Genomic DNA, 24,450 nt, shown 5'->3' with positions numbered 1-24,450 from the left:
GTTTTCAATTGACGAAGCGGAACTGCTGGCTCGAAATGAGCGGGTAGGAGACGAGTTGTGCGCTGTCCAAATCTTCGGCGTGCATATCCACCGCCGTAATCTGGCTATTGTCGTACGTTGTGTAATAGTAAATCCCCTTGTCCATATTGCAGCAGGAAGAGTACAAAGTGTATTCGAATTTCCCGTCCTCTAGCGCATTGAGCCCTTTCGGCTGCGCCACCGAATTCAGGATATGAAAAAACTGCCCGACACTGTCAGCTTCACTGCTGCCGGATGCCGAGTTGAATTTGGCGAATGCAGCCCTCACAAAACGCGAGGTCGACGACAAATCGCCCGGCAAACCGATGCCGCCCATGCCGAGGCTGTATGGCTTGAGGTCTAATTGTTTTAAGAAGCGATTTTCAGGTGCGGAGGACGTTACCGATAAATACTGGTTCAAATTGAACAAATGATAGCCGAATTCGGGATTATTCGCCAGCACGCCTGCTGGGTTATCGTAAACTTTCAGCCCTTCTTTTACAGACTCCACGACAATCGACTGCTGCTGGTCGGAAATCATCCAGTGAAGCGGTGCGATTGGGAGCTGCTCACTGAAAGGAATATCCACCAAATTCAGTTTCGACAAAAGCATTTTTGCTTCCTCAACCGTTTCGCATTGCCCTAGAATCCACGGAATGAATTCAAAAGGCGCGATATTATCTTGATCCGGATCCTCTACATGGAAACGGGCATTTCCCGGGAAATTCAACCCTGCCATGCTCAAGCCTTTTTCATTGGTAGCGTCGTAGTATAACGGATAATGGTCGATGACTGCAGCCATGCCGATCAAGGCGTAATGACTCATCATGTCCTGGGCTTTACGGAAGCGAAAATGAAAATTCCGTGGTGTGATGGTTACCATTTCATTATAGGAAATATCTAAATCGAGATTGCGGCCAAAATAATGATCTTTCGTTTCGAAACTGATCGCTGTGCACATCACTGTCCGCCCCGCTTTCTGGTTTGTAGTATTGTTCGCTACTCCCTTTATACCCAAAGTTCCATTGGCTAAATATTCATTCGTTTTCCCTTCAGAAACTTTCTTTCCTCACCCCTTTTCAGTTGCTATCCTGAAAAAACTTTGCCGTAGACACACTCGATTTCGGGGTGGTATCCTACTCAAGTACTTGCAGGACGGGGGAATTAAAGGTGGAACAAGAACGATTCGACAATCTGAAATTAGGCGAGCGGGGCGCGATGCTCAGCATTGCTACCTATATTATTTTATCCATCATTAAATTATGGGTTGGCTACCTGGCTGGGTCGGAAGCGTTAAAAGCGGACGGCTTGAACAACGTCACGGATATCGTCGCGTCAACGGCAGTTTTAATCGGCTTGAAATTATCTCAAAAGCCGGCGGACGCCAACCATCCTTATGGGCATTGGCGGGCAGAGACCGTGGCTTCTTTGGTGGCCTCATTCATCATCGTCGCAGTCGGGCTTCAAGTCACCTACTCAGCCGTCGTGTCGATGTTCCAAGGAACCAGCGAAACACCTGGGCTGCTCTCGGCCTGGACCGCAGGATTTTCTGCCATCGTGATGTATTTGGTATATCGATATAACAAAAAGTTAGCTGAACGCATCAATAGCAAAGCTGTTACGGCGGCGGCTAAAGATAATTTATCCGATGCTTGGGTCAGCATCGCCGCGGTCGTCGGAATCGTCGGTGCGCAGTTTTATCTGCCATGGCTCGATCCGCTTGCGGCTCTTCTTGTCGGTGTATTGATCGTCAAAACGGGCTGGGGCATCTTCTGGGAAGCGACCCACGAACTGACGGATGGCTTTGACGAAGAACTTATCAAATCATTCAAAGAAACCGCGCTCAATACGCAAGGCGTCACCGAAGTCCGCGAAATCCGCGCCAGAAACTACGGCAATCGGGCCGTCGTCGATGTCACCGTCTTGGTGCCGGGTGATTTGGACATTGCTGTCGCACACGACATCTCGACCAAAGTAGAAGTCAAACTCATGAAACGCTACGATATTTCGGCAGTCCATGTGCATGTGGAGCCACATTAAAGCTTCGGCAATTGCCGAGGCTTTTTCTATTTAAAGCATTTCTCAATATGCCTTCGCCCAATAAACCAGCTCATCCGCGGGCTTGCCACAGCAAACACACACGTCGGAAACAGCTTGCGACTCAAATGGAATACAGCGCGAAGTAGCTTGGGTCTGTTCTTTTATCGCGTCTTCGCATTCCCGTTTGCCGCACCACATAGCTTTGATGAAACCGCCATGGGCATTCAAAGTCTCGCTGAATTGTTCCATCGACTGTACCGTTCTTGTTTCGGACAAACGGTGCGCAAGTGCTTTTTCATAAAGCCCATGTTGAATTTCTTCCAGCAGGCGAGCTATTTCCGCTTCTATTTGGCTATTTGCCACTTCTATCTTCTCTCCCGTGTCTCTACGGACCAATACCACTTTTTCCTGCTCGATGTCTTTCGGTCCAATTTCCAGGCGCAGCGGAATGCCTCTCATTTCCGTTTCGTTGAATTTCCATCCTGGTTTTTTATCGCTAGCGTCAATATCGACGCGCACCTCAGATGACAACGATTTTTTAAGATCATATGCGGCATCCAGTACACCTTCTTTATGCTGCGCAATCGGTACGATTCTCACTTGCACAGGAGCGACCGCTGGTGGCAGGACCAGTCCTTGATCGTCACCATGGACCATGATCATTGCACCAATGATGCGCGTCGTGAAACCCCAAGATGTTTGGTGGACCGGCTGGAGGGCGCCTTCGCGGTCAAGGAACTCGATGCCGAATGATTTGGCAAACCCTGTCCCCAAGTTATGGGAAGTCGCAGATTGCAAAGCTTTGCCGTCATGCATTAAGCTTTCGATTGTATAGGTGTAATCGGCGCCCGCAAACTTCTCTTTTTCCGTCTTGCGTCCTTTGATCACCGGAATCGCCAGCACCCGTTCACAGATATCCGCGTACACTTCGAGCATCCGGAGCGTTTCTTCATGCGCGTCTTCTGCCGTTTCGTGGCATGTATGTCCTTCCTGCCAGAGAAATTCCAAGGTTCTCAAGAACGGGCGTGTCGTTTTTTCCCACCGCACGACATTCGACCATTGATTGTATAATTTCGGCAAATCTCTATAGGAATGGACAATGTTCTTGTAATGCTCTGCGAACAGCACTTCGGAAGTCGGGCGGATGCACAGTCTTTCTGCCAGTTTCTCATCTCCTCCATGCGTCACCCAAGCTACTTCCGGCGCAAATCCCTCGATATGGTCTTTCTCTTTTTGAAGTAGGCTCTCTGGAATCAATAACGGCATATAGACATTTTCGTGCCCCGTGCGTTTAATCTCCCCATCCAATGCATCTTTAATATTTTCCCAAATCGCATAGCCATAAGGACGGATCACCATCGATCCCCGAACACTCGAATAATCCACGAGTTCCGCTTTCGTCACTACATCGGTATACCATTGTGCAAAATCTTCATCCATCGCCGTGATTTTTTCAACCATTTGTTTTTTCATCGGATTTCCCTCTTTCGTTCTATTTTTGAACAATAAAAAGCGCCGCTCTAATGAAGGGACCCTTGGAGGTGGTACCACCCTTCTTTAAAGCAACGCTTTACGCTCTCAATGGATAACGGTATCGGCCGCTGTATTTTTCAATACAGATTCTGAAAGGCAGGTTCAACAAAGGCACTTTGGGTATCTTCCAGCTTTCGATTCCCTCTCTTGAAAAGCCCCGCTTGCTTACTGGTCCTTAAAATTACAAATTGTTTAGCAATTAAATTCTTATTAGATTAATTGAATTGTCGTAAGTTGTCAATAACTAGAATAAGTTACCTATCTTCTAAAATCAAAAAATTCAAAAAAGTTCTTGCACCTTCCGTAACGTCAGCTTGTATAATGGAAATAATTACAAATGAAAACGAGGGATAAAATAGGATGTATACTATCGGAAAACTCGCAGAAATCAGCCAGGTGTCGGTAAGAACTTTACGCTATTATGATGAAATCGGCTTGTTGCTGCCTTCAGAAAAGAATGCAGCAGGACACCGCTTCTATTCGAATGATAAAGTTGCTAAATTGCAGCATATCTTAATGCTTCGCGATCTAGGCTTCAGCTTGTCTACCATTCAACAATTTCTTATTAGCCGTGAATTCGATTTATCGAGCGTATTGAAAATGCGCAGAAAAATCATTCAGGAAGAACAGGATCAGTTAAGAAAAATTGAGGACTCCATTGAAGCTTTAATAGATATTGCGGAGACGGAAACCCACATGGAGTGGGAAACGATCTTTGCCACTTATACTTCCCACTCCTCAAAAAAACAGTATTTGAGAGAGTCCTGGACCAAATATTTTTCCGAAGAAGAACAGCAAATTGTAGACAGTTTTCCCGTTTTTGGAGAGAAAAGCGGTGACGAATCGCAGTGGGAGACGCTTGTCCAAAAAGTACGAGCTAATTTAAGTCAAGACCCGGCAAGCTCTGTCGCGCAAGACCTTGCGAAAGAGTGGCTGGAACTCGTCGATAGAATGTATCAGGGAAACAGCAAGCTGGCGAATAAAGTATGGGAATTGAATAAGACAAAAAAACCGGGCTACCGGGTCTTTGCCTACGAACCTGAGCTTGTTCTCTTTATTGAGCAAGCTATCAAACATTACAACCAGCAATTGGAGAGCTTGAGATGAAAAAATTCATTCTGCTCGACCTGATTTGCTACGTCGCACTGCCCTACTTTATCTGGACCTACGGACGTGAGCCACTTGGAGATTATTATGCCATGCTATTGTCAACCGTTCCAGGCTTTCTCTATACAATCTACCGTTTTTCAAAAGAGCGGCAATTTAATATTGCTGGACTCTCTATCCTGCTTTCGCTGTTCCTTGGAACTATGGTGAATTTGTTGTCTGGAAGTGCTGAAAATCTACTTTGGAATCAAGTGTATTTAGGTTATGCCTTTGGACTGGTTTACTTGATTTCCATACTGGTGAAAAAGCCACTGGCACTTCAATTTGCAGTTGATTTTGTTTACTTGCAAGGGATGCCAAAAAAGGAGAGCACAGCCCTGTTCTCGAAAAAACCCATATTCTTTTGGTTTCAATTACTGACAGGCCTTTTCTTCTTTACCAGCCTGTTTCAAAACTCGTTTAAAGCGTGGCTGATCCATTCTTATGGCGTCGACGGTTACGGCGAAATGTTGCTTTACTTAAAGGCAAGCGGGTGGTTCTTTTACGGACTAAGCATTGCAGGATTTTTTCTTATTGGCCATAAGATTAACAACCAACCCGAGCAGGCTGGCACCTCCGATACGCTGTCAAATTCACAAGAAAACTTGCAGGCCGAAAAAAATGCACTTAGTGCACAAGATCATAAATAAGGCCTGATGAGGAAATTCCAGCCACCGTTTTTTATATCATGTCCAGATTTCCTATATCCGCGAGGTATGCATCAAAATCCTCTTTACGAAAAACATGCAGAACGCAAGCTTGCTTTTCCTTGTCCTCAAGCGCCTTATGTTCTTCCGGGAATTCAATTTCTACATGCAGGCTAATGAAAGGCAATTTTTCCTGCGCTTTTTGAGAACGGATATTGACCATTCTTGCCCCTGCGAAGACACGCGACAATCCCAACTCCCCAAAAGCAATTTTCAATATGGCGACTTTAGACGCTTCGTTAAACCCTTGTCCCCAATATTCCTGGCCAATCCACGTTCCGATATGGCAGGAGTTCTTCGAGTAATCGATATACATCAAGTCAGTCAAGCCGACCAAATGGTTTTGCTCACCCAAAATCACACGCGGTACTCTCGTGCCTGACTTTTCTTCTTCCCTTACCAGCTGGCTGAAACGAATAGTATCTTCCAGAGTTCCATCCGGCAAACCTAAAGCATCTTTTACAGCCGGCATAGAAGAAAGCCTGAAAATTTCTTCGCAATAGACGTCCTCGTGCGGTACCAATAGTACGCCCCCCATCATTATCCCCCCTCTCAAATTTTGAATAGCTTAACGTAAATACGTGTTTCGCAAAACAATGATCCGCTATTCATTATGTTTCATCTTCACAAAGTCGTACCGTCCACCGTTTGTCGACTGCACGAAAGATTCCACTTTTCTAAATCCAAGTTTTTCATATAAGCTTATGGCCCGCGTATTGAACTCCGCGACTGATAAAGTCATGTTCTTCGGGCGGTACCTTGTTTCGGCAAACTGCAAGCCCGCTGCCAAGAATGCTGCGCCGTTGCCTTTTCCGGTCAATTCCGGTTTCATTCCAAGTCCGATATCCACCGTATCTTTATCAGATTGTTGAAAGCTGTAAAACCCAATGAGTTCATTTTGGGAAAGAACCACAAAATATACGCCCTCACGTTTTTCAGGATCTAAAAACTCCTCTAAGTCTTCCGGGTCTGCGTTCATATCATAAAAGGAATATTCTCCTTGATAACGCCAGCTTGCCGCAATATCTTCCGCTTGCTCCTGCGTCATGGCTTGAAAAATATAGTCCATCCGTTTTTCACCTCTTCATTCCCAAGGTCTTCATGTCGACCAGTAAATTTTCCCTTCACGCTCACCCAAACTAGTGAAACCCGCTTTTTCCAAAACCCTTGCAGAAGCCGCGTTGTTGGGGTCGCAGCTTGCGATAATGCGCTCTACTCCCTCTAACTTAAGCCCCCACTCAATAATTGCTTCGGCCATTTCCGTCGCATAGCCATAGCCTTCATAAGCAGGAACGATGCTATAGCCCAATTCGATTTCTTTTGGATTGTCGGTGCTTCGCCGAAAGCCCATATCCCCGATGACGCACTGGTCTTGCTTATGGATAATGAGCCCTTCCCATTCGTTTTCCTCCGGGAAATGCCGGTACCGCTGAATTTTATAAGGAAGAATTTCTTTATAGGTTTCACTCGGATACCCACTAGTTACGGAAAAGCCTGTTGCCCGTTCCAGCTCCTCCCTAGTCGAAGTCGCGGCTTGCATCATTTCTGTCGTGAAAGTCATCAACTCTAACCTATCTGTATAAAGATGCGGCATTTTTATATCCTCCTTCAGTTTTCAAGATTTTATTCAAAGACAACGGACGCAACCATCCCTTTACTGAACATACACATTCTCTTCCATGCCTTCCTCTTCTTCAAAAAGCTCGGTTTTTCCTGGTTTCATGACAAAAAACGACAGCACGACAGCTCCTGCCAGCATAATTACTGCTAAGGCGACAATCGTGATCCTTAATGAAATAAAATCCGCTAGCAGGCCGACTCCCAACAGAAAGACGATTTGCAAGGTGCTCTGAAACAGCTGGAAAATGCTTGTGATGCGCCCCATTAACGCCACCGGAATATTGTTTTGATAGAAAGTGGCGATGCCGGCGTTCATGAAGACGATGAAAAAGCCCAAAATCAAAAAGCCAATCATGACCGAGATGAAGGACCAAGAAAACGCATAAACCACGTAGCCAATCGTCGTTAAAATCAAGCCATACACCATCATCGATCTGATAGAGATTTTAGCGGAAAATACCGACAGCAACAGGCCACCGCTCACCGAACCGATGCCGGTGAGGCTGATCAATAAGCTGTAGTCGAGTTCCGACAAGCCAATCACTTGCTGGGTGAAGACCACTTCCTGCGCATCCATTGCGAAGGAAAAGATAAGGACAGTGGTGAAGCCCAGATAAACGAAAGTGATGTATTTATTTTGCGCGATGAAATCAGTCACGACCTTAAAATCGCTGATTACTTGGGAAATGGTCAGCGATGGGATGGATGCACGATCGATGTCTTCCAATTTCGGAAGCTTCATGACCAATAACGCTGCCAAAACAAAGAATAAGGCATTGATCCACAAGGTCGTCTCAATCGTACCGCTGAGAATTAGCAAACCGCCGATTGACGGGCCGATAATGAACGCACCGGAAGACGTAAACGAGTGAATCGAGTTGAATCGTTTCCGCTTCCCTGTTGGCACCAGCATCGTGATGTAGGTCACGGAGGAAGGGCCGAAAAAGGATTTCGCAATGCTGAGGAAAATCAGAATAACGTAAATGACCAGAACATTAGGAGCCAGCGGAATCAGCGCGATGAAGCAAGCCCTTAACAGGTAAGTGAAGATGATCACCGATTTCTTGCTTCGGTAATCGATGAAACTGCCTGTCCAAAACTTCGTCAGAATATTGACGATCGGTCCTACAATCCACAGTCCAGCGACAGCCGCAGCCGATCCCGTCATTTGATAAACGATGATATTGATCGCTACTAAATAGATGAAGTCCCCGATGCCTGCGATTCCAAGTGACAGCAAGAGAACCGCTGGATCTTTCCACCCTTTTAGTTTTTTGTCCATCCTACTTCCCCTTTCCGCTGAGCCGATTGTTTAAAAGTCTATTGTTTAGTCGCTTTTACAATCAAAAAGTTCGGTGCTTTCATCAAACGTCCGTAACGCTCAGTATCCAGCTCCTTGAACCTTTGTGTGGGTCTTGGTTCAATGACCTGTTCTAGTGAAAAGTGCTGCAGTGTTTTCGTTAAGACCTCGCCCAGTGGCCTTCTGAAAAATGGGACTTCGTAGACTTTTCCTTCCTTTTTCCATGTGTCCACGATCAATTCAGTTGAGAAGTACTCCATATCACGTGACAGCTTAATATCGGTGAACGGATGATGGACCGAGAACAGCAACTCGCCTCCAGGTTTTAATATGCGGCGGAACTCTTTGAATGTGAACTCCCAGTCTTCGATATAATGCAGCGTCAACGAACTGACGATGTAATCGAACATTCCTTCTTCGAAAGGCAAAGCATCCGCCAAATCCAAACACATGACTTCCGCTCTCTCTCCTATGCGTCTTTTTGCAGCCGCAGCCATTTCCGGACTCATATCCACAGCAGTCATCTGCGCTCCTTTATCCACCAATTGTTCTGTGTACCACCCTGCTGCGCACCCGGCATCCAATATTCTTTTTCTGCTCAAGTTCTCAGGCAACTGGGCAAGCATTGCCGGCCTTTCGTATTCGCTATTGTATAAATTCTGTGTGTCTGTCGAATGTTCATATGCGCCAGCAAGATTATTGAAGGTTTCTTTGATTCGATTTTTCATGATTCACTACTCCTTCATATTCCAAAGATTATTATACCAATAATTCCCACAAATTATTTAAAATAATTGAATGTTGTGTCTTTCCTAAATTTCTTAAGACATTCTCCAATAAAAAAAGACATCCACATGGAATGTCTTTTCACTGAATATGTTCTTTCGCCTCAATATCTTTCACGATGTCTTCAAGCGTCAGGTTCTGAAACACTTTTTCCATTGCCGACTGCGCGGCCATGAAGATTGGTTCGATGGTGCTTTGGATATTTTTGCCGACTACGCAATCGGGATGCGGCTTATCGTGGATGCTGAATAATTCGTTCTCCTCGACCACGTTCACTGCCTTGTAAATATCGAATAGCGTAATCTCCGACAACTCTCTCGAAAGTTTAGCACCCGCCACCCCTGGCTGCACGTCGATCAATCCTGCTTTTTTCAGCATTCCCATAATCTTTCGGATGACCGCTGCATTGGTATTGACACTGCCCGCGATAAATTCGGAAGAAGAGGCGGTTTCTTTATTCAAATCAATTAACGCCAGTATGTGGATTCCGACGGCGAATCGGCTGCTGATTGACATGTTGAGCCCTCCATTACTTATTTATGTTGAATTTCACATGATGTAATTGTTCCGGTTACAAGTAATTGTATCAAATTTAGAGTTAAAAATATATTAAATCCAACCTGTTGACAAGATGGTTACAAGTGAATAAACTAAACGTGTAATCAATGTAGTTACAAGGACAAATGAACAGGAGGAATTATTGATGAAAATTTTGGTGACAGGAGCTACAGGAAAACTAGGCTCAAAAGTAGTGGCATCTTTATTGAAACAAGTACCTGCTAGCGATCTTGTGGTAAGTGTCCGCAATCCCGAAAAGGCTGAAGACCTGCGCGCTCAAGGCGTAGACGTTCGCCACGGTGATTTCGATGCTCCGGAAACATTGGATCAAGCTTTTCAAGAAATCGACCGCTTGTTGATCATATCAACTGACGGCGACAACGAAACAAGAATACGCCAGCACGAGAATGCGGTTCACGCCGCTGAGCGCGCAGGCGTTAAATTTATCGCCTATACGAGCCTCGCCAATGCGACAGAAAGCCAAAACCTGATGGCTCCGCCGCACGTAGCGACAGAAGCGGCCATCATCAAAACGGGTATCCCTTATGCATTCCTCCGCAATAATTGGTATTTGGAAAATGAACTGGGCAGCATTCAAGCTGTAGAAGCAGGCGCGCCTTGGGTCACTTCGGCTGGAAAAGGAAAAGTCGGCTGGGCTTTGCAGCAGGATTATGCCGACGCAGCTGTTGCCGTATTGACTAGCAGCGGCCATGAAAACAAAACCTACGAACTCTCAGGTCCCTTGCTAAAACAGGAACAACTAGCTTCAGCACTTGGTGACGTGCTGGATAAACCAGTTTCAGTGAAGCAAGTAAGCGACGAAGAATACGCAGAAGTGATGAAAGGTGCCGGCGTGCCGGACTTCGCCATCCCAATCGTCGTCGGCATCCAGGAAAGCATCCGCAACGGTTCGCTCGAAGTCGCAAACAGCGATTTTGAACAAGTGCTTGGCCGCCCGCTAACACCGATCAACGATGGCCTCGCACAGCTGGTTTCAAAATAAAAAACAATACAAAAAACGGAGCTGACCTTGTCGATCGGCTCCGTTTCTTATTTATTATTGTTGAGCTGTCAGCTCGGCTTCAAACTGTTCTTTCAACTCGATCAATGCGGTTCTGTTTGCTGAGAGATCTTCAGGGTATCTTGCTAAAACGACATCAATCAAGTTCACTTTTTCCCTTGGAGAGAATCCCGCGGTCACAGCATGCTCGCCTTCTAACACACCGTAGTAGCCTTTGAGCGGCTGGCCAATTTCAACCTTTTTTGCTAACTCCGATACTTCGGCAAAGATTTTTTCACTCCAGAAGCGCTCTGACTCTCCAGCTGAATCGACGCCTAACTTCGCATACATCAACGCTTCCGAGACGTCTGCGAACAATAAATCTTCAGTGATATAGCCATAGGAAACCGATAACCCTGCCCCGCTTTCTGGATTAACGAGTTCCAGCTCCTTCTGTCGATAAAGGTTCGTATTGTCGTAGTCTCCTAATTTTCTGTACAGACTCGCAATTCGATGATTGACCGTTTCCAAATTCGGGACGGTTTCAGCAATCTCCAAAAAGATTTCCAAGGATTCTTCCGGCTTTTCTTGTTGAACTTCTAATGAATTTGCCTTTTTCCATAAATCGCGCAGCTGGTCAAACCTTGCTAAAAACATCGATTCGTAATTCTCCACCGTTTTGCCGGTCACTTTTTCAACACTCGATTCGAACGAGGAATACTCCATCTCTTCAAAAACTTCCGAGAGCACGCGTTCTCCCTTGCCGTCTATTATAAATTCTATAAAAGCACGGCTTTGAGTATATGGACTATAGGAATCAGACAAATGATTCTCCCAACCACCCGGTCGCTCCAAGTTTTCAAAAGCCACATGTTCATATGGGTCATGTGCATTGAATGGCAGTCCCTGCTCTTTTTCCGACAAATAAGTAGCCACACCCTCTATAAACCAAGCAGGAATTTCAGTACTATACATCCCCCGCTCTTCGGCGATTCCGAAGAACAGATGGTGTGTATATTCATGCATAGCCGATACTTTGTCGATCGGCAGAGGCAAATGAATCGTCTGATCATGTTCTTTGTAAAACCCGCTGTACTCCGCCTCAATCGTTTCCCGAATCGGCATGTCGAGATTCTCTCCATAGAGAACGAATGACACTGGGGCGTCGTTCTTTCACCGCCCAGCTCACGCTCCAGTTGTGGACGATTGGTTTCTACAAGGTCCACCAATAGTTCCATTTCTTCTAATGGCTCGCTTCCCGGCGCAAAATAGAATGTGATTCCATTGATTTCTTTTGAATCCAGTGTAGCTAAATCAATGGAACCGTCCTCTCCTGTGATCAGTCGGCGATAATAAGTTACCTTCTCTTCAGGCGTCAGCTCCGTTGCTTCGGTCATGTCGTATTCGACATCATAGAGCAGAAAGTTTGTGCCGAATAAAAAGAGCGTAAAAATCCAGAACAAAATAGAAGAAGCTATCAGAAAGACAGCATTCGTTATTTTTTTCTTGCTATCCCCCGCTTTTGCAATCCAGACAATCGCCAACACAATGCCCGCGATTACGAAGACACTTACACCAAGCCAGGCAATCAAGCTTTGCCCTACATCCAAATACAGCAGCAAAACCCCGAATCCAGCCGTCAGTAAAAACAAACCAAGGAAGCTTAAAATAATATTTTTAACTATGTGCATAAGTCACCTCTAATTAAATTGAGCATCCTAGTTTGATCTCTTTTGAGTTTTTAGCAAGAAAAAGGCGCTGCTTCCCATAAACCACCCACCTGCTACAGCAAGAACAGTACCAACAGCCACCGCAAAAGTGGATAAGTATGTGGATATATACATACCAGCCATAAACATTAGTAAGCCTGTGGAAAACATAATTATGGTTTTTGTCATTTTTTACAGCTCCTTCAACAGCTTATCCACCGTTTTAACAAGAAAGCAGCTCAATTTCAATCGCTAAGCTGCCCCATTCCTGTTCACGCGCTGGTGAATAGAGGGTGTGGATTGATTTCACCCATATTTCAATATTGTTATCCACAGTCCCGAATTTCTCAGCGGGAATGTCTTCAAACATTTCCCGAAACGTCGGATATGTGCATAACTTTGTGATTTTCACTATTAGTTTTTCGTCTTCGCCGGGCAGTTTCGTGAATTCTATCGTGTCTTTCTCTTTTAATGTTCGTCTCTTTGGATCATGAAGCCTGATTTCCACCGTTTTCTTTCCGGACTGGATTGCCCGGAAAGGTTCTTCGTAAAGTTTCATTTTGTGCTCCATCGCCATCCTCCAACGTCATCGTTAGTAGAAAAAAATTCGAGAAATTTATTCTTTATTACCAAAGGCCAAGCGCTTTCCACCACATGCCGCCTGCACCAAACCAGACCACAATGTGGATGAGGGAAATGATGAACCCAAGGCTCCACCATTTTTTCTGGCTGACATAGCCGCTTCCGAAAAAGACCGGAGCTGGGCCAGCGCCATAATGCGTCAAGCAGCTGAACAAGTTCGAGAAGAACGCGAGAATCAGTGCTGACAACAGCGGCGGTGCGCCCGAAGCGACAATGACCGATAAGAACGCCGCATACATCGCGCTGACGTGAGCTGTGTTGCTGGCAAAGAAGTAATGAGAGTAAAAATAGACGATCGCCAAAATAACCAAGGTCATCATCCACGACAGTTGTCCAACAGCATTCCCCATCAAGTCGCTAAACCAAGGAATCATGCCCAATTCGTTCAAATACGTCGCCATCATGACGAGCACTGAGAACCAGACGAGCGTATCCCAGGCACCTTGTTCTTTTTTGATATCCGACCAGGTCAATACGCCGCTGAGCAGCAACACACAAAGCCCGACGAACGCACTGGTCGTCGCACTGATGCCGAAGTTTCCGCCAAAAATCCATAGCGATAACAGCAGGACGAAGACGCCGATCATATAGCGTTCTTCTTTTTTCATCGGCCCCATTTCCTTCAATTTCTCTACCGCAATCGCAGAGGCTTCCGGTGTTTCCTTTAATTCAGGCGGGTACAATTTGTAAATAACAAAAGGAATGAGCGCCAAACTGATCAAGCCAGGCACTAATGCGGCGAGCGCCAACCTCCCCAGGTGATTGTCTCTCCTGTGATTTCCTGTGTAATCTGGACAGCGAGCGGGTTCGCGGCCATGGCCGTTACGAACATCGCCGAAGTGATCATATCTCCTTGGAAAGAGACCTTGACCAAAAATGCCCCGATGCGCCGCTCCGTGCCGTCTCCGACTCTCGACTCATAGGTTTCAGAAAGCGAGCGAATGATCGGGAATATGATACCGCCGGCTCGAGCCGTATTCGATGGCATGGCTGGTGCCAAGATCAAATCACTCAGCAGCATCGAATACGACAAGCCGAGCGTTTTCTTGCCGAACAGCCGGACAAACAGGTAAGAAACCCGTGTCCCCAAACCGGTTTTGATAAATCCGCGTGAAATGAAAAAAGCGATGACAATCAACCAAATTGTCGTGTTTTGAAATCCGCTTAACGATTGTTCCAAGGTAAGAATTTGGGTTAGCGCAATCATTGTCAGCGCGAGAATCGCCGTGCTTCCCATCGGTATCGGTTTAATCACCAATGCCACAATCGTAGCCACAAAGATACTGAACAAATGCCAGGCATCCGTTTCCAATCCAGAAGGTGCGGGAATGAACCAGATAGTCGCCCCGATAGCGACACAAATCAAGAGCAACTTCCAGTTCACTTCTCCTTTTTAAATACTGTATTTTATGCAAGGAGGATTATACGCCCTTCAGGCTGTTGAATGAATATATCCGCTCGGCTATTTTATGCAGATTAGGAACAGGAATACGCTTACTTTTACCCGGCAGTTGCCCTCACCCCCGGAACGGTGGGAAGGACATTTAGTTGCTTTCATCTTGTTGCAAATTTCGACTTTTTGTTCACAAAAATTGTATGCGTTATCAATATGGATGGTCGATTTTTACGTTGATCCATTCTCTGCACATTTTCAGTTTCCTTTTAGCAGATGTGTTTACTGTGAAGTGCTAAATTCCATCAACCAATTCTTCCCATCGTTTACCTTTCTCAACTTCACGAACCCACACTTTTCATAACAACGAATCGCTCTTAGGTTAGAAACCTCGGGATCTAAAACTACTCTGTCTGTAGATAAGGCACTAAGATGGTTCAAGAAATCTTTGACCATCAGCGTCCCTATCCCCTTATTGAAAAAGGCAGGGTTTCCGATGAACTGGTCGATGCCCTGCACATTTAACGCAAGCGGATAGCCATATTCTGTTTGAACTTCTTCAGTCAATTGATAATGTTGCATAAAGCCAATAGGTTCACTATTCCGCTCCACAATATACGGATGGATAGGCACATGACCATCAATTCTCGGCCCGTATTTCTTTATCACTTGTTGGATTGTGAAAGGTGAATTCACATCTCCGTAAAATTCCAGTACTTCTCTTGTGCTAAGCCACTTAGCCATTATCGAAAAATCTTCTTCATTCATCTTTCTGATGTAAAGTTCAGGTACGCCATTTATAACAGTCGCCTTCCCTTCGTCATAATTTGATCTGCAAGAACTTCGACAGCTAAAGTCCCATCTACAAGCAAATCAGAATTCGGTTGAATCGTTTCAAGCATATTAATGTACGCACGTCTTCCCTGACTTGCATAATGATTCACTTGTATCACGATTTCATCACCGGTACTCTCATGAAAGTCCCTGTTAATCCGCCGGGCTAAGGCAAGATCCAGCGGTGTCTCAATAAAAACAGCTAGATCAATAAACTTCTTCATTTGAGCATGTTGATATGCAAAAGGATAGTCTAAAAAGATGTAATCTAATGGCTGCTCCAATAGTTCTTCGAAATCCCTAACGATTGGTCTGAGGTCCCATTCATGGGGATTGGCGCCGCGGTCGACCCATTCCAGTACATCTTCCGGTCCGTCCAAGTCATAATCATCGAAGAACAGCGCTTTGGCATGATTGATATGTGTTGCCAGATGAGTGACGAGCGCGGTTTTACCGCCGCCTGAAACACTGGCAATTGCGATAGTAATGGGCTTTTTCAATTCTTTCACCGGTTCTCTGTAATAGAACCATCAGTTTGCGATTTTTTTCTATTCATTCTAGAAAAAATAACAAATAGCATAGCTATAAGATTGGCCAAAAACATGAGGATGTAATAGATGTTCGTGTCGCCTTCAATTAAATAGGTGCCGTATCTTAGCGTGTTGATCGCTAGGACAATGACTAGCAATATATGAGTTTTTTTGTTCATAATCGGCCTCCTTCTATCATTCTAGTTACCGAAGTTCATTGAAATTAGTTTCGAAACTGCTATGAGGATCGAACCAAATTATTTAAGCTGGCCATAATTCAACTCCATTTTCACCAGTAGTTAAACTAGCTCTTTCTAGCAGAACGTTATGCACTCATTAGAGTTTTAATGAGTTCAGTGATAGCTTTTTTAACCTCTAATGGATTTACATCGCCCATCAAAGCAATTTGAATCCAATTCCGCTTCAATAAATAATCACTCTCGTAGCTGATCTCGATTCCTTTGGCTTTGAGTGCATCACCCACCGCACGTGCGTCGATTTTACTTGGCAAGGCGATTGTCAGGATGCCAGGCGAGTACCGGTCATTTCCTAAAACGTCCAACCCGGCATCCGTTAGCCGGTTGCGGATTTCCGTTGCAAGCAGCGGGTCGGGAAACCGATGATGAGTGATGGCTGCTTGAAGCGCAGAGACGCTATTCGAAGAATGGGTGAACGGCACCGTGCCACTCTTTTCATACAAGCCTAAGTCCAGATACGCCGGCAAGCTGGCATCTGGAGAAACGCTGTCTTGATGAAAGACGATCGCTAGGCCGGGATAAGAACCCAAACCTTTTCCGCTCACAGCGCTTGCCATGTACACATTCGAAAAATCCGATGGGACAGTCCCGAAACCGCTGCAAGCGTCCAGGCACAGCCGAATCTCCTGTTGTTCACACAATGACTTTAATTCTTCTAATGGATAAAGGTACCCGGTCGACGTTTCGCAATGGACCGCCCACAACCAGCGAATATCCGGATGCTGTTTCACTAGTTCTTCCACTTCATTTACCACAAGCGGTTCATCCCAGCGCTTTTGCATATGGAGCACATCCAATTGCCAACGCTTTGCCTGTGCCACCAAGCGTTCACCGAATTCGCCATTCGATAGGATGAGCCCTTTACCGCCAACCCGGCTCAGCTGTGCTGCGATCAATTCATTCGCGAGGGTGCCCGTTCCGATAGCCAGTTGGACATGAGTTGCACCTGTTAGCTGCTTCAGCTCCGTCTGCAAAGAGGCGATTTCTTTACAAAAGCTGTCCGAACGATGGGAGGTTGCAGGCATTGCCCAGGCTTCTTCGACTTTGGGGTGCATCGAGACCGGTCCTGGCAGAAGGCGGATTGAAAACGGCTCCTTCTCCACTTGAGTCATTTGATCGAAAAGCTTCCCGGCTGAAGTAAAATACTCTTTGGTTAACAGCATCGGCTGGTACTGTGCATTTTCTGTGCCGATCAGGGGTCCGAACGGCTTAAAGCCTATATGCCGGTATAGTCGCGCCTGCCGCACTGTCCCTGAAATGAGTACGCAATTATAATCTTGCTGTAAACAGGAAGCTACGACTTGCTGGAGAAGACCGAAAAAAACTCTCTTGCCGCGATACTCTCGCCGCACAGATAGCAAGCGAACTTCACACGGCTTGGCCTCATCCGGCAAATAATGATCTACAGCCCCTAGTTTCTGATCTAAGGAAAATGGGCGGATGCCCCGGAGCGCCACCATCCCGATTAAGCGGTTGTCTTGTTTAGCGATCCAATAGGTATTCTCTTCGTGGAAACGGTCTACCAGCCGTTGTTCTTGGCTCTTGTCATGCTGAGGGATTTCCTCCACGAAAGTTTCATAATTTAAACGGTGGATTTGTTCCATCTCTTCTTCTGAATCTGCAATTTTATAGTAGATAGACGGTTTGTTATTCATTGAAGACACTCCTTTTGTGCGCAAAAACCACAATAATTAGCATAAGACTGAAGACGCAGGCTGCTTGCCATTCATGTTGGACGAACAGAATAATCGGCGCTGGAACTAAAACCAGCAAGCCCACACCCGTCAATTTCACTTTCAATAGTTTCACCATGAGCAACAAAAGAAAGGAGGCAAAAAGGCCGCACGACAATTCCTTTACCGCCCTTACCGCCCAATTGAATAGGCCAAATATGTCCAATAAGGACACTCAAGGCAAGTAAGGCTTGCACCCATGGTGACAGACCAAGCATGTAACCAATCCCTAAGGGCAGAAACGTTTTAAACGCATCGACCAGGAGGGCGCCGATAAATGCGCCTTTGCCAAATACGCGCCCAGCATTCCGTGCCCCCGCAGTAGTGCTGCCTAATTCTCTAATATCTTTTCTAAAATAGATTTTGCCAATATAGTATGCACCGTTTATCGTTCCACATATGTATGACCCAATTATGAGCAGGACAATTAACAAGCACTTCATCCCTTTCATCACATTTTAACAACTGTTCATTTCTTTTACGGTTTGAAGAAAGCCAGTGTCTACTTTTCCCACTCTTCTCGCAGCATCCCCATCTTGATGGCGTCGAAGTACTGTCCTTCTACCATCCGCGCATTTCGGATGCGCGCTTCTTCTTTCATCCCAATTCTTTCCGCAACTTTCATCATTCTTTCATTGCCTGACCAGGTCGACATTCCAAGTCTGTGAAGGTCCGTCGATTCGAAAAGGAAATCTATCCATAAGGTATAAGCTTCTCGGCCATAACCGCCATTCCAGTAATCTTTATCGTAGATGACGATTCCTGTCTCGAGCCAATTGGTGTTCTGGTCCACCCAATACGCGCCTACGTAACCGATCACATTTCCGTCAGCCCTAATCGTAAGAGATTGCGGGACGCTTTCAGCAATCTCCTCATCATTTAGCCATTTTTCCCTGTGCTGTTCTTGGCTCATATGTTCTTCAGGAATATACGGCCCATTCCATTTTTTCGCTTCCTGCTCTTTTTCTTCAAACCGCCAGAAATATAGTTCATCCAAGCTCTCTAGTGTATTTTCTGTTAATTTAATTTTTCTTCCTTTAATTTCGATCATTTTTTAATCTACCTTTCCAAATTTACTTAACACTAAATTTGATCTCTCAAGGTCGCTTACACAATAGAGCGGCTAGTATCTTCGACAAGTGAGTGTTATAAATTTTTGATTTCTGTATTGTTAAAACTCGCAATCGAAAGCCAACTTTAAAACTTCGTAAATGATTTTCTTTCCTTTCTACTATATCCAATTTTTGTATACACATCCAATCAATTTACAGAATATTGTAGTATAATTAAGGAAATATTTTTTAAGCAGTAATTAGAAGCTTGTCTAATGAAATGGAGGAAGAACATGACAAAGCAATGGAGTGGCCAGTGCATGGATATTGGAGGGATCGAGCTTTATTTTGAAGAACTCGGTGAAAGCACAGAAAGTCCCGTCATTGTTTTTGATTCAGGCAATGGATGGAGAACGAAAAATTGGAACCCGATTAAGGCGGAGGTCTCCGCATTTTCCAGAATGCTCGTGTACAACCGGGCGGGTCTCGGGAAAAGCACCATCGACGACCGACCGCGCCATAGTCTGCAAAACGTTGATAATTTACGGCTCCTGCTTCAAAAAACGAACGTGAAACCGCCCTATATTCTAGTCGGACATTCCTTCGGTGGCTTGAACGTCCGTTTATACGCCAGTCTATATCCTGAAGAAGTGGCAGGTGTGATGCTCTTAGACGCTTGTCACGAAGATCAAAACAAATTGATGGCCCCGGCGCTGTCTCCCCCCAACCAAAAGCAGTATTTCAGGCAATTTGCGGTAGAAGGCACATTAGCAGACTTCGAAGAAAGCTTGGAGCAAGTACGGAAACACAAAACACTCGGCGATATGCCCTTGACTGTCGTTACCGGCGGCAACCAGCCTGTCCACACCCCTGAATCTTGGGCCCATTGGATGGATTTCCAGAAAGATTTAGCAGCTTTAAGTTCGAATAGCCGGCACGTCGTTCTTGAAGACGCGGGACACGCCGTTCACATCGATAACCCTCAAGCAGTCATTGAGGAAATTCAAAAGATGCTTGAAACTTTGAAGCGTCCTGCCGAACCGTTGCTAAGGGAAAAGTGAGAATTCATGGCCTTACTAGCTACGCGAAAAATAACTCTAAACAATGCGGTTCTTGCTTATAGGTGTGGTAACTCTAGTTGCTTTCATGATAATGAAAAATTTGAAACGAACAAAAGCGTATTCGGTAAAATTCGAATACGCTTTTGTTTGATACTTGTGGCTTTAACTAATAGAGCCTAAAAGAGATTTTTTACTTTACTCCCTATAATGCACACCTTCATCTTATGCGCTCAGATTAATTAAAGTTATAATGAAAACAATCGATAAAAGTACGTATAGAGGTGGTATAAGATGATGAATACCTTCCGCAAACATAAACTGCACGAAGTTGCACCCAAACCAAAAAATACGCTTCAGTTCAATGAGCAGACTGCACCTGAAGCATTGCAGGCAATCATCGACAACCTATCGGCGATCCTCCGTGAAGCCCGCACACAACAGCGCGAAGTCGTTTATTTGTGCATCGGATCCGACCGGTATATCGGTGATTCTTTGGGGCCTCTCACCGGAAGCTTGATTGTGGAAAATGCCAAAATCGAGCGCGTATACGGGACATTGGAAGAGCCTATCCATGCGTTCAATTTAAAGCCTGCTTTAAAAGATATCCAAAAAACCTATCACCATCCGCTGATCATCTGCGTAGATGCGAGCCTTGGCGTAAAAGAACAAGTCGGCGATGTGCTGTTTGTAGACGCTCCGCTGATGCCAGGAAAAGCACTGGAGAGAATGCTTCCGGAAACCGGCGATTATCATTTTCAAGGGATCGTGAATTATTTGGATCCCCTTCCGACTTCCCAGTTTCTGAACGACACTCGCCTCCACACCGTCATGAAGCTATCTCGATTAATCGCTCACGTCATCACCGAAAGCGAACAACAAGCAAGCCAATAAAAAAGATTCCGCCCCAGCTGGGCGGAATCTTTTTTAAGTTAAATGGCCCCGGTAATGAAAGCCACCGCAATAATGGATAAGCAGCAAAGGAATGCCCATTTGAATGCAAATTTCTGCATTTCCCCGAAATCCTTCCTGATCATCCCCACTACCAATAAGGTCGAAGCCACCAATGGGCTCAAGAAGTGGATCGGCTGCCCCAAGACGGAAGCACGTGCGATTTCAAGAGGGCTCACGCCATACGCTGCGCCCGCTTCCGCCAAGATTGGTAACACGCCGAAATAATAAGCATCATTCGATAAAGCAAACGTGAACGGCATGCTTGTAATGGCAACGATCAATGGGTAATACGAGCCGACAGACGCCGGAATGATCGAAATCAACGAGTTGGAAATGGCATCGACCATTTGCGTGCCGGAGAAAATTCCGGAGAAGATACCGGCCGCAAAGACCAGTACGACGACCGTGATGGCATTGCCGGAATGCGCTAGAATGCGTTCTTTTTGCATTTGCAGGTCGGGATAGTTAATGGCAGCTGCCAACACGAAGCCGATCAGGAAACTGACGGCAGCAGGCAAAATCCCCGTTACCAAGACGCTCATGACGGCCAGTACCAACACGAGGTTGACCCAGATCAATTGCGGCTTTTTCAAATCTTCGTCCAATGCATGGGTAGCCGCAACTTGAAGCATGCTTTCTGAATTAGCAGGAATGTTTTCCACTTTAATGATGCCGAGCCGTTCGCGTTCTTTTTTCCCCATCATATACGCAATCCCCAAAATGCTCAGGATTCCTGCAAACATCGTTGGAAGAATCGGAATGAAAAATTCATTGGCATCCAAGCCTAACGCAGCGATAGCCCTTGTCGCCGGACCGCCCCACGGCGTCATGCCGCTGATGATACTGACGGACATAATGGAGATGGTCGCCAACACCAACGGGTTCATACCAAGGCGGATGTACAGCGCAAGCATCGCTGAAATGGTGATCATATGCGTCGTTGTGCCATCGCCGTCCAATGACGCAATCATGGCGATGACCGCTGTCCCAATCGCAATTTTCACTGGATCCCCTTTCACCAGCTTCATGACTCTATTGATCAATGGGTCAAACAGACCGGCATCGATCAAAATCCCGAAGAACAAAATCGCAAACAGCAACAAAGCTGCGGACGGGGCGACTTGTTTAAGCCCGTCCATCATCATCGTTCCTAAACCGGACCAAAAGCCGCCAATGACGGCAAAAACAATTGGCACCACCACCAACGCGGAGACCGGCGACATTTTTTTCGCCATAATCAAATACGTAAATACAATTACCATGGAAACCCCTAATAGTGTAAGAATATAAATTCCCCCTCTAAATGTATTCGCTTACATAACAATTAAATTTCCCACCCCTTGGCAAATTAGCGATACGAATTAGTTTTAAGAATATTCCATTACTTAAAATAAGTAAAATAGAGAGAATTTATAATAAAGACACAAAAAAAGTTATAACCTAAACTTCTGACAGAAGCGACGGGTGGTTTTTCAAGAAATCTACAAATTTCTGGACGGTCGACAGCTTCAAAAATTCCTGGTTGTACATCAGCCACGTATCTCGCATAACCGGTTCCCCGTCTTTATAGAACAACGGGTATTTATGAATCTCGTCGGAAGGGCGCAGGCAAATTTCCGGAAGGATGGCAATTCCTAAATCATTCTTGACCATTTCCTTGCACGTCTCCTGCCGGTCGGTCTCCATCGTAATGATCGGCGGCTCGTTGTATTGATCGTGCCACCATTTATTGATGATGTCTTTCAAGGAGCTGTCGGTTTTGTAATTGATAAACGGCAATTCAGGCACTTCTTCCATATTCACTTCATTTTTCGAGATTAAAAACAGTTGTTCCGTATGCAACAGCGATTTTGACCCGGTCCAGTTATAGTCGCCGCGCAAAATCCCCAAATGGACTTCCGATGAATTGAGTAATCCCATAACGTCCGCACTCCATCCCGTGTTTACACTGAACTGCACTTTCGGATGGGCCGTGATGAATTCCTTCAATAAGGCAGGCAATTTGTACTGCGCGAAATTGCTCGATACCCCGAGCCTCAGGATCCCCTGGACTTCCTGGTTCATATTCTGGATATAATCTTTGGCATTTTGCAATTTCGTAATCATTTCATCCGCGTATTGGGCGAGATAGACTCCTTCTGCCGTCAGTTCGATGCCTTTTTTGGTTTTGAAGAAAAGCTTTGTCCCCATATCTTTCTCCAGATTCTTTAAGCGATACGTCAAAGCCGGCTGCGAAATATACAAGCGTTCCGAAGCGCGGCTGATGTTTTTCTCTTCATGTAACACTTGCATAGCTTCCCAATCTTTCTCATCCATTCTGTCCACTCCGATCAGGTTATAAGTTTTTTTTAGAACAACACCTTAATAATATCTATTTCACTTATGACTAAAAATACCATAAGCTTTTTTCATAAGCAATCGAACTTACGAAAGGTGGCTGCAGCATGAAAGTACCAATATCAGTAATGCGTGGAGGAACCAGCAAAGGGATTTTTATTAATTTTGAGGATATGCCCGTAGACCGAACTCTGTGGGATGGTTTTCTGTTGGATATCATGGGAAGCCCGGATCAACGGCAAATTGACGGTTTGGGAGGCGGCAATTCATTGACGAGTAAAGCCGCCATCATCAAAAAGTCAGCGATTCCAGGCATTGATGTGGAGTATACGTTTGCGCAAGTGAGCATCGAAAATCAATTGGTCGATTTCCGCGGCAATTGCGGCAATATTTCTTCCGCAGTCGGCCCTTATGCCATCGAACAAGGGCTCGTTCCGGCAGTAGAGCCGATGACGAGCGTCAAAATCTTTAATACCAATACGCAAAAAGTGATCATCGCCGAAGTGGAAGTCGAACACGGGCAAGTGAAAACGGAAGGTGAATGTGAAATTCCAGGCGTCCCGGGCACCGGCTCGCCCATCTATTTATCTTTCACCGACGCGCAAGGCGCCGTCACGGGCAAGCTCTTCCCGACCGGCCATCCAGTCGATCACGTCAAGACCGCTTTCGGCACGATTTCCGTCTCGATTATCGATGTGGCCAATCCCTTGGTGTTCGTCAAAGCGCAGGATGTGGGATTGACCGGCTCTGAACTGCCTGCTGATTTCACTCCACATATGCTCGAGCAGCTGGAGGAAATCCGCTCAGCCGCAGCAGAGCTTTGTGGATTCTGTTCGAAAGAAGAAGCGACAATCAAATCCCCCGCAGTGCCAAAGTTGACGCTCGTAGCCCCGCCTGCCGCTTATTCGGACGTCAACGGCATCCGGCGGGAAGCCGATACCATGGATTGCCGGATCCGGATGATGTCCATGCAAAAACCGCATCAGGCATTGGCCATAACCGGTGCCATCTGCACCACAGCAGGCGCGTTTTTGCCTGATACGATCCTAAATGACTTGATCCGGATCGATGCCAATATCGTCCGCCTTGGCCACCCATCCGGAATCATCGAAACGAAAGTGGACCTCATTGCCGGACATATCAGCAATATCAAAGTCGTCCGAACCGCCCGCCTCATCTTGGAAGGCTATGTCCATACTAAAGGCAGCTACCATCACGTTATATCAGCCGTCTGAAAAAAAGG

General features: G+C 45.7%; 25 protein-coding genes and 1 pseudogene. 7 read left to right on the top strand and 19 right to left on the bottom strand.

All coding sequences use genetic code 11. The annotated features are described in order from the left end of the window. Positions 1 to 4 precede the first annotated feature (4 nt). Positions 5 to 979 carry a choloylglycine hydrolase gene (gene bsh / locus ON064_RS08915; RefSeq protein ID WP_274624465.1) on the bottom strand — a complete coding sequence of 325 codons (975 nt, stop codon included), beginning with the start codon at positions 977 to 979 and terminating at the stop codon, positions 5 to 7. Between the two features lie 209 nt (positions 980 to 1,188). Between bsh and ON064_RS08910 the strand changes: the two genes are divergently transcribed. After that, positions 1,189 to 2,058 (top strand): cation diffusion facilitator family transporter, encoded by an 870-nt coding sequence (locus ON064_RS08910; RefSeq protein ID WP_274624463.1) that lies wholly within the window; start codon positions 1,189 to 1,191, stop codon positions 2,056 to 2,058. A gap of 42 nt (positions 2,059 to 2,100) precedes the next feature. Here the strand turns inward: ON064_RS08910 and proS are convergent, their stop codons facing one another. After that, the gene (gene proS / locus ON064_RS08905; RefSeq protein ID WP_274624462.1) at positions 2,101 to 3,531 is read right to left on the bottom strand and encodes a proline--tRNA ligase; all 1,431 of its coding nucleotides are present in this window, start codon (positions 3,529 to 3,531) and stop codon (positions 2,101 to 2,103) included. A 420-nt stretch (positions 3,532 to 3,951) separates the two neighbouring features. Between proS and ON064_RS08900 the strand changes: the two genes are divergently transcribed. Further along, positions 3,952 to 4,698, top strand: a complete 747-nt coding sequence (locus ON064_RS08900; RefSeq protein WP_274624461.1) for a MerR family transcriptional regulator — start codon at positions 3,952 to 3,954, stop codon at positions 4,696 to 4,698. Beyond that, positions 4,695 to 5,387, top strand: a complete 693-nt coding sequence (locus ON064_RS08895; protein ID WP_274624460.1) for a VC0807 family protein — start codon at positions 4,695 to 4,697, stop codon at positions 5,385 to 5,387. The genes ON064_RS08900 and ON064_RS08895 overlap by 4 nt, the downstream gene beginning before the upstream one ends. Positions 5,388 to 5,418: 31 nt before the next feature. Here the strand turns inward: ON064_RS08895 and ON064_RS08890 are convergent, their stop codons facing one another. From ON064_RS08890 to ON064_RS08865, 6 genes are all read right to left on the bottom strand, one after another. Further along, on the bottom strand, positions 5,419 to 5,982 hold the full coding sequence (locus tag ON064_RS08890) for a GNAT family N-acetyltransferase (RefSeq protein WP_274624459.1): 564 nt from the start codon (positions 5,980 to 5,982) through the stop codon (positions 5,419 to 5,421). 66 nt (positions 5,983 to 6,048) lie between these two features. Further along, entirely contained in the window at positions 6,049 to 6,513 is a 465-nt protein-coding gene (locus tag ON064_RS08885; protein WP_274624458.1) for a GNAT family N-acetyltransferase, read from the bottom strand. A 30-nt stretch (positions 6,514 to 6,543) separates the two neighbouring features. Further along, positions 6,544 to 7,038 (bottom strand): GNAT family N-acetyltransferase, encoded by a 495-nt coding sequence (locus ON064_RS08880; RefSeq protein WP_274624457.1) that lies wholly within the window; start codon positions 7,036 to 7,038, stop codon positions 6,544 to 6,546. 60 nt (positions 7,039 to 7,098) lie between these two features. Continuing rightward, entirely contained in the window at positions 7,099 to 8,346 is a 1,248-nt protein-coding gene (locus ON064_RS08875; protein WP_274624456.1) for an MFS transporter, read from the bottom strand. A gap of 38 nt (positions 8,347 to 8,384) precedes the next feature. Further along, a complete protein-coding gene (locus tag ON064_RS08870; protein WP_274624455.1) occupies positions 8,385 to 9,092 on the bottom strand; it encodes a class I SAM-dependent methyltransferase in 708 nt (235 codons plus the stop codon). A 139-nt stretch (positions 9,093 to 9,231) separates the two neighbouring features. After that, entirely contained in the window at positions 9,232 to 9,666 is a 435-nt protein-coding gene (locus ON064_RS08865) for an Rrf2 family transcriptional regulator (RefSeq protein ID WP_274624454.1), read from the bottom strand. 187 nt (positions 9,667 to 9,853) lie between these two features. On the opposite strand from ON064_RS08865, the gene ON064_RS08860 reads away from it, so the two are divergent. Continuing rightward, positions 9,854 to 10,711: an SDR family oxidoreductase gene (locus ON064_RS08860; RefSeq protein WP_274624453.1), complete on the top strand. Its 858-nt coding sequence runs from the start codon at positions 9,854 to 9,856 to the stop codon at positions 10,709 to 10,711. Between the two features lie 54 nt (positions 10,712 to 10,765). On the opposite strand, the gene ON064_RS08855 is transcribed toward ON064_RS08860, so the two are convergent. The 9 genes and pseudogenes from ON064_RS08855 to ON064_RS08815 form a co-directional block, all read right to left on the bottom strand. Then, positions 10,766 to 11,833 carry a hypothetical protein gene (locus ON064_RS08855; RefSeq protein WP_274624452.1) on the bottom strand — a complete coding sequence of 356 codons (1,068 nt, stop codon included), beginning with the start codon at positions 11,831 to 11,833 and terminating at the stop codon, positions 10,766 to 10,768. Between the two features lie 593 nt (positions 11,834 to 12,426). Then, positions 12,427 to 12,606: a hypothetical protein gene (locus ON064_RS08850; protein WP_274624451.1), complete on the bottom strand. Its 180-nt coding sequence runs from the start codon at positions 12,604 to 12,606 to the stop codon at positions 12,427 to 12,429. Between the two features lie 34 nt (positions 12,607 to 12,640). After that, positions 12,641 to 12,988: an ASCH domain-containing protein gene (locus ON064_RS08845; protein ID WP_274624450.1), complete on the bottom strand. Its 348-nt coding sequence runs from the start codon at positions 12,986 to 12,988 to the stop codon at positions 12,641 to 12,643. A gap of 55 nt (positions 12,989 to 13,043) precedes the next feature. Continuing rightward, positions 13,044 to 14,443, bottom strand: a pseudogene (locus ON064_RS08840) (anion permease). A gap of 291 nt (positions 14,444 to 14,734) precedes the next feature. Next, on the bottom strand, positions 14,735 to 15,229 hold the full coding sequence (locus ON064_RS08835; protein WP_274624464.1) for a GNAT family N-acetyltransferase: 495 nt from the start codon (positions 15,227 to 15,229) through the stop codon (positions 14,735 to 14,737). Positions 15,230 to 15,249: 20 nt separating this feature from the next. After that, entirely contained in the window at positions 15,250 to 15,795 is a 546-nt protein-coding gene (locus ON064_RS08830; protein ID WP_274624449.1) for a nucleoside/nucleotide kinase family protein, read from the bottom strand. A gap of 346 nt (positions 15,796 to 16,141) precedes the next feature. Next, positions 16,142 to 17,728, bottom strand: a complete 1,587-nt coding sequence (locus ON064_RS08825) for a GNAT family N-acetyltransferase (protein ID WP_274624448.1) — start codon at positions 17,726 to 17,728, stop codon at positions 16,142 to 16,144. Between the two features lie 71 nt (positions 17,729 to 17,799). Then, the gene (locus ON064_RS08820) at positions 17,800 to 18,240 is read right to left on the bottom strand and encodes a glycerol-3-phosphate acyltransferase (RefSeq protein ID WP_274624447.1); all 441 of its coding nucleotides are present in this window, start codon (positions 18,238 to 18,240) and stop codon (positions 17,800 to 17,802) included. Positions 18,241 to 18,308: 68 nt separating this feature from the next. Next, complete coding sequence (locus tag ON064_RS08815) at positions 18,309 to 18,857, bottom strand: GNAT family N-acetyltransferase (RefSeq protein WP_274624446.1); 549 nt, start codon at positions 18,855 to 18,857, stop codon at positions 18,309 to 18,311. A 294-nt stretch (positions 18,858 to 19,151) separates the two neighbouring features. On the opposite strand from ON064_RS08815, the gene ON064_RS08810 reads away from it, so the two are divergent. Together ON064_RS08810 and yyaC are read left to right on the top strand one after the other, a co-directional pair. Next, positions 19,152 to 19,919 (top strand): alpha/beta fold hydrolase, encoded by a 768-nt coding sequence (locus ON064_RS08810; protein WP_274624445.1) that lies wholly within the window; start codon positions 19,152 to 19,154, stop codon positions 19,917 to 19,919. A 291-nt stretch (positions 19,920 to 20,210) separates the two neighbouring features. Further along, positions 20,211 to 20,810 (top strand): spore protease YyaC, encoded by a 600-nt coding sequence (gene yyaC / locus ON064_RS08805; RefSeq protein ID WP_274624444.1) that lies wholly within the window; start codon positions 20,211 to 20,213, stop codon positions 20,808 to 20,810. 38 nt (positions 20,811 to 20,848) lie between these two features. Here the strand turns inward: yyaC and ON064_RS08800 are convergent, their stop codons facing one another. Together ON064_RS08800 and ON064_RS08795 are read right to left on the bottom strand one after the other, a co-directional pair. Then, positions 20,849 to 22,156, bottom strand: coding sequence for a CitMHS family transporter (locus tag ON064_RS08800; protein WP_058382540.1), 1,308 nt, complete (start codon positions 22,154 to 22,156; stop codon positions 20,849 to 20,851). A 154-nt stretch (positions 22,157 to 22,310) separates the two neighbouring features. Beyond that, on the bottom strand, positions 22,311 to 23,186 hold the full coding sequence (locus ON064_RS08795; protein ID WP_274624443.1) for a LysR family transcriptional regulator: 876 nt from the start codon (positions 23,184 to 23,186) through the stop codon (positions 22,311 to 22,313). 128 nt (positions 23,187 to 23,314) lie between these two features. Between ON064_RS08795 and ON064_RS08790 the strand changes: the two genes are divergently transcribed. Next, positions 23,315 to 24,442, top strand: a complete 1,128-nt coding sequence (locus tag ON064_RS08790) for a 2-methylaconitate cis-trans isomerase PrpF family protein (RefSeq protein WP_274624442.1) — start codon at positions 23,315 to 23,317, stop codon at positions 24,440 to 24,442. Positions 24,443 to 24,450 lie beyond the last annotated feature (8 nt).

The sequence above is a fragment of the Planococcus sp. A6 genome (assembly GCF_028823615.1).
GTDB lineage: Bacteria > Bacillota > Bacilli > Bacillales_A > Planococcaceae > Planococcus.
The sequence above is the reverse complement of the archived record's forward strand: the minus strand, read 5'-3'. Positions and strand labels throughout refer to the sequence as shown.